The sequence below is a fragment of the Streptomyces sp. WAC05292 genome, assembly GCF_003949955.1.
Taxonomy (GTDB): Bacteria; Actinomycetota; Actinomycetes; order Streptomycetales; family Streptomycetaceae; genus Streptomyces; species Streptomyces globosus.
Window position 1 is genome coordinate 1 of the sequence record NZ_RPSE01000441.1, and the last position, 4,886, is coordinate 4,886.

Annotated in this window: 5 protein-coding genes; 1 reads left to right on the forward strand and 4 read right to left on the reverse strand. The window is 75.4% G+C overall.

Features of this window, described 5'->3' with window-relative positions:
* From EF903_RS28740 to EF903_RS28755, 4 genes are all read right to left on the reverse strand, one after another.
* Window positions 1-836, reverse strand: an 836-nt coding sequence (locus EF903_RS28740) for an ABC transporter ATP-binding protein (protein ID WP_148142595.1), incomplete at its 3' end; no start/stop codon positions are given.
* Window positions 833-1,726: an ABC transporter permease gene (locus EF903_RS28745; RefSeq protein WP_125547933.1), complete on the reverse strand. Its 894-nt coding sequence runs from the start codon at window positions 1,724-1,726 to the stop codon at window positions 833-835. The genes EF903_RS28745 and EF903_RS28740, both read right to left, overlap by 4 nt.
* The gene (locus EF903_RS28750) at window positions 1,719-2,684 is read right to left on the reverse strand and encodes an ABC transporter permease (protein ID WP_125547935.1); all 966 of its coding nucleotides are present in this window, start codon (window positions 2,682-2,684) and stop codon (window positions 1,719-1,721) included. Before EF903_RS28750 ends, EF903_RS28745 begins: the two co-directional genes overlap by 8 nt.
* Before the next feature lie 32 nt (window positions 2,685-2,716).
* Window positions 2,717-4,315 (reverse strand): ABC transporter substrate-binding protein, encoded by a 1,599-nt coding sequence (locus EF903_RS28755; RefSeq protein WP_125547934.1) that lies wholly within the window; start codon window positions 4,313-4,315, stop codon window positions 2,717-2,719.
* Window positions 4,316-4,529: 214 nt separating this feature from the next.
* Here EF903_RS28755 and EF903_RS28760 point away from each other — a divergent pair.
* Window positions 4,530-4,886: fibronectin type III domain-containing protein (locus tag EF903_RS28760; protein WP_312845974.1), on the forward strand; the 357-nt coding region annotated here is incomplete at its 3' end.

Below are 4,886 nucleotides of genomic sequence, written 5' to 3' on the forward strand. Positions count from 1 at the left end.
GGGGTGAACGCCCGCTCGGGCAGGGCGTCGAGGAGGCCGCGGGCGTAGGGGTGGCGGGGACCGGACGGGCCGAAGAACGTGTCCGCGGGGCAGGTTTCGACGATGCGGCCGGCGTACATGACGGCGACGGTGTCCGCGATGCGGTGGGCCGCGGCGAGGTCGTGGGTGATCATCAGCAGGGCGCGGCCGGCGTCCCCGGTGTGGGCGCGCAGTTCGTCGACGGTGCGGTGGACGAGGTCGCGGTCGAGGCCGGTGGTCGGCTCGTCGGCGAGCAGCAGGGGGGCGTCGCCGACGAGGGCGAGGGCGGTCGCGGCGCGCTGGGCGAGCCCGCCGGAGAGTTCGTGCGGGTGGCGGTCGAGGTGGCTCGCGGGAAACGCCGCCCGCTCAGCGGCCCGCTCGGCGGCGGCGCGTACGGCCTCCCGGGCGGCGCGGCGGCCCCGGGCGGAGGCGGCCGGGGGGTTGAGTTCGCGTACGGCCTCCTCCAGGTGGGAGCGGATCGTGCGGACCGGCGTGAGGTGGGCGGCGGGGCTCTGCGGGACGAGGCCGATGCGGCGGCCGCGGACGGTGCGGGCGAGGACCGCCTCTCCTGCGGTGAGCAGGTCGAGTCCGTCGGGCAGCAGGGCGGAGCCGGCGGTGTCGGCGTTGCCGGGCAGCAGGCCGAGGAGGGCGGAGGCGAGGACGGACTTGCCGCAGCCGCTCTCCCCGACCAGGGCCAGGCAGCTGCCGGGGGCGAGCAGGAAGGAGGCGTCGGAGACGGCGGCCACGTACCGGCCGCCGGGCATCCGGAAGCGCACGCTCAGTCCGCGTACGTCGAGGGCGGGGGCGGTGTCGGTCACGGCATCGGCTCCGAGCGGCGGCGCGGGTCGAGGCGGTCGCGCCAGGCTGCGGCCAGGCCCGCGACCGCGAGGGTGGGGAGGATCAGGAAGAGGCCGGGGAAGAGGGTGGGCCACCAGTGGCCGGCGAGCAGCGAGCCGCGCCCGGCCTGGACGAGGCCGCCCAGGCTGGCCTGGTGGGCGGGCAGCCCGAGGCCGAGGAAGGACAGCGCGGACTCGTGCCACACCGCGTGCGGCACCATCAGCACGGCGGCCAGCCCGGCCTGCGGGAGCACCCCGGGCACCAGGTGGCGTACGGTGACCCGCCACCGGGAGGCGCCGCCGGAGACGGCCGCGTCCACGAAGGGCCGGCCCTTCAGGGAGAGCACCTCGGCCCGCACGATGCGGGCGGTGGACAGCCAGTGGGTGAGCGCGACGGACAGGACGACGGGCCACACCCCGGGCCGGAACAGCGCCACGGCGAAGACGCCGAACAGCAGGGGCGGGACGGAGGCGAAGCCGTCCACGACGCGCATGGCCAGCCGGTCGGTCCACCCGCCGAGGGCGGCGGCTGCCGCTCCGACGGCGGTGCCGACGACGGTGGCGGCGAGCGCGGCGACGACACCGGTGAGCAGCGAGACGCGCAGGCCGTAGACGCAGCGCAGCAGCAGGTCGCGCCCGACGTCGTCGGTGCCGAAGGGGTGTGCGGCGGAGGGCGGGAGGAGGCGGGCGGAGAGGTCGACGGCCTGCTGGTCGAGCCGGACCAGCGGCGGGACGGCCAGCACGGCGAGGACGGCCGCGGCCGCGACGGCGGCGCAGGCCCACAGCTGCAGCCCCGGGGCCCGCCGCCCGGGCCGCCGGCCGCGGTGTCCGGCGGCGGGGCGCCACGCGGGGGCGGTGGGCGGCTCAGCCATCGAAGCCCACCCGGGGATCGGCGAGTCCGTGCAGGAGGTCGGCGAGGAGGTTGCCGGCGAGGACGGCGGCCGTAGCGAGGACGGTGAGGGCGGCGAGCAGGGGGAAGTCGACGGAGGTCGCCGCCTGGACGGTGGCGGCGGCGATGCCGGGCCAGCTGAAGACCGTCTCGACGAGCAGCGCTCCGGTGATCAGCTCGGGCATGCGGGAGCCGATCAGGGTGAGTACCGGCAGCAGCCCGGAGCGCAGGGCGTGGCCGAGCAGTACCCGCCGCTCGCCGAGTCCGCGGGCGCGGGCGCCGCGGACGGGGTCCTCGGCGAGCGCGTCGCGGACGCCCTGGCGGACGTACAGGTAGAACCAGGGCAGTTGGGAGAGGGCGAGGACGAGCGCGGGGAGGACGAGGTGCCGGGCGACCTGGCCGGCGGTGACGGTGTCGCTGTCGGCGTCCGTGAGGCCGCCGGAGGGCAGCACCCCCCACCGGACGGAGAAGAGCCAGACGGCGAGCAGTCCGAGCCAGAACGCGGGAGCGGCCTGCAGGGTGTGGGCGAGGGCGGTCGCGGCCCGGTCGAGGAGGCCGCCGCGGCGGCGGGCGGCGAGGACGCCGAGGGCGGTGCCGGCGAGGAGGGCGGCGGCGAAGGCGGTGGCGGCGAGCAGCGCGGACCAGCCTGCGCGCTCGGCGATGGCGTCGGCGACGGGCTGCCGCAGCGAGGCGGAGGTGCCGAGGTCGCCGCCGAGTGCCGAGGTGAGCCAGTCCCACCAGTGCTCGACGAGCGGGCGGTCGGCGCCGAGGTTGGCGCGCAGGCGGTCGAGTTCGGCCTGCGGGGCGGTGAGGCCCGCGGTGCCGGCGTACGCCTTGACGGGGTCGAAGGGGGACAGGTCGGCGGCGGCGAAGACGCCGAAGGTGACGGCGAGCAGGACGGGGCCGGCGAGCAGTGCCCGCCGGCCCGCCATGCGCGCCATCGGCCCCCAGGGGGTGCGGCCGGGGCGGGCGGTCACTTCTGCTTCGGCTTCCAGTCCTCGACGTTCCACCAGGGGCCGGCGCCGAGGCCGTGGTCGTGCGGCTCGACCTGGGTGGTGAGGCCCTCCCACTTGTCGGCGACGACGTAGAGGTGGTCGATGTGGGTGAGGAAGACGTAGCCGGGGTCCCGGGCCAGTTCGCGCTGGACGGTGTCGTAGGCGGCCTTGCGGACGGCGGGGTCGCCGCTGCGGCGGGCCTCTTCCAGGGCGCGGTCGACGGTCTTGTTGTCGTACCGGGCCATGTTGTTGAAGCCGTCGCCGCCGAGCGCGGAGGTGAGCAGGAGGTACTGGTCGAAGTCGGGGTCGGCCGGGGAGCCGCCGCCGGCGAGGACGGCGTCGGTCTTCATCCGCGGCTCGATGGCCTCCCACGTGCCGGCCTCGGCCTTGACCTCGATACCGGCCTTCTTCGCGTCGGAGGCGAAGGCGAGGGCATGGTCCTGGCGGATCTTGTCGCCGGAGAGGTACCAGAGCGGGAAGGAGGCGCGGACGCCGTCCTTGGTGCGGATGCCGTCGCCGCCCGGCTTCCAGCCGGCGTCGTCGAGGATCTTCTTCGCCTGGCCGAGGTCGTGGGTGCGCTCGGTGCCGGCGGCGAACCAGGGGCTGTCCGCGGGGACGGGCCCGTAGGCCGGCTTGCCGGCGCCCTCCAGCAGCCGGTCGACCATGGCCCTGCGGTCGACGGCGGTGTCGAGGGCCCGGCGGACGGCGGGGTCGCCGGTGACCGGGTGGTGGGTGGGGAGGGTGACGTTGCGGTAGTCGAAGGACTTGGCGGCGAGGGTGGTGCGGGCCTTGTCGCCGGCGAAGCCCTTGGCGAGGTTCGGCGGGAGGATGGCCGCGTCGAGTTCGCCGGAGCGCAGGCGGGTGGCGCGGATGTCGTCGTCCTTGACGACGGCCATGGTGAACTTCTTCACGGCGGGCTCGCCGCCCCAGTAGGAGGGGTTGGCCTTGAAGGTGAGCTTCTCGCCCTTGGACCAGTTGGTGAGGACGTACGGTCCGGTGCCGACGGGCCGGGTGGCGAAGTCCCCGGAGTTGACGTCCTGCCGGCCGGCTATGTGCTCGGGGGCGATGGGGAGGACGGTGCGCTCGGCGAAGGGGGCGTAGGGGTACTTGAGGGTGAAGACGACGGTGTGCTCGCCCTGCTGCTCGACCGCGGAGACGGCGTCGAGCTCGGCCTTGGAGGCGTTGTTCGTGCGGGCGTCGAGGATCGTGCGGTAAGTGAAGACGACGTCCTTGGCGGAGAAGGGCGCCCCGTCGCTGAAGGTCACTCCGCGGCGCAGCCGGTAGGTGTAGGTGAGGCCGTCGGCGGACACCTCCGGGAGGGCCTCGGCGAGGGCGGGCCGCAGCTTCATGTCCGCGTCGTGGGTGAGGAGCCCGTCGAAGACCTTGGAGTTGCCGTCCTTGCCGTAGCCGAGCAGGGGGCTGAGGGTCTCCGGCTCGTTGGCGATGCCGACGACGACCGACTCGGCCGCGCCGGACGCCGCGGCGGTTCCGGCGGGGTGGGAGCAGGCCGCCGCGCCTGCGAGAGTGGCGGCGGCGAGCGCCGCGGCGGCCGCTCCCCGTACTGTCCGGGCCGTCATGCTGTGCACTTCCCTGTGTTGCCGAAATACCGGCAGTTTGTGATCGAATGCTGTTGCAAAGAGATCGCAATAATGCCAGAGAGGCGCAGAAGAAGACGAACCGGGCGCAACCGCGCCGCTCGCCGGGCCGGAGCCGTCCGGGTCTTGCCCGGCCGCCCGCCCGCGTGCCATATATGTCTAGACCTTTACGAGGAACGGCCGCCGAGGAGGGCCCGTGCCCCGCACCGCCGCCCTGCTCCGCCCCGCCCTGGCCGCCGGACTCGCCGCCCTGCTCGCCGGCTGCGCGGGCGGCGACACCACCGCCCCGGCGGCTCCCGCGGGCCTCACCGCCCAGGCCGGCAGCGCCACCTCCGTCCACGTGATGTGGAACGCCGCGGCCGCCGCCGACGGGGTGGCGAACTACCAGGTCTTCCAGGACGGGAAGCTGGTCCGCGACCTCCCGGCCGAGAAGACGATGACGGACATCACCGGCCTGGCCCCGCAGACCTCGTACACGTTCACCGTCCGGGCGCGCGACACCGCGGGGAACACCTCCGCGCCCAGCGCCGCCGCCCGCACCGCCACCCCCGCC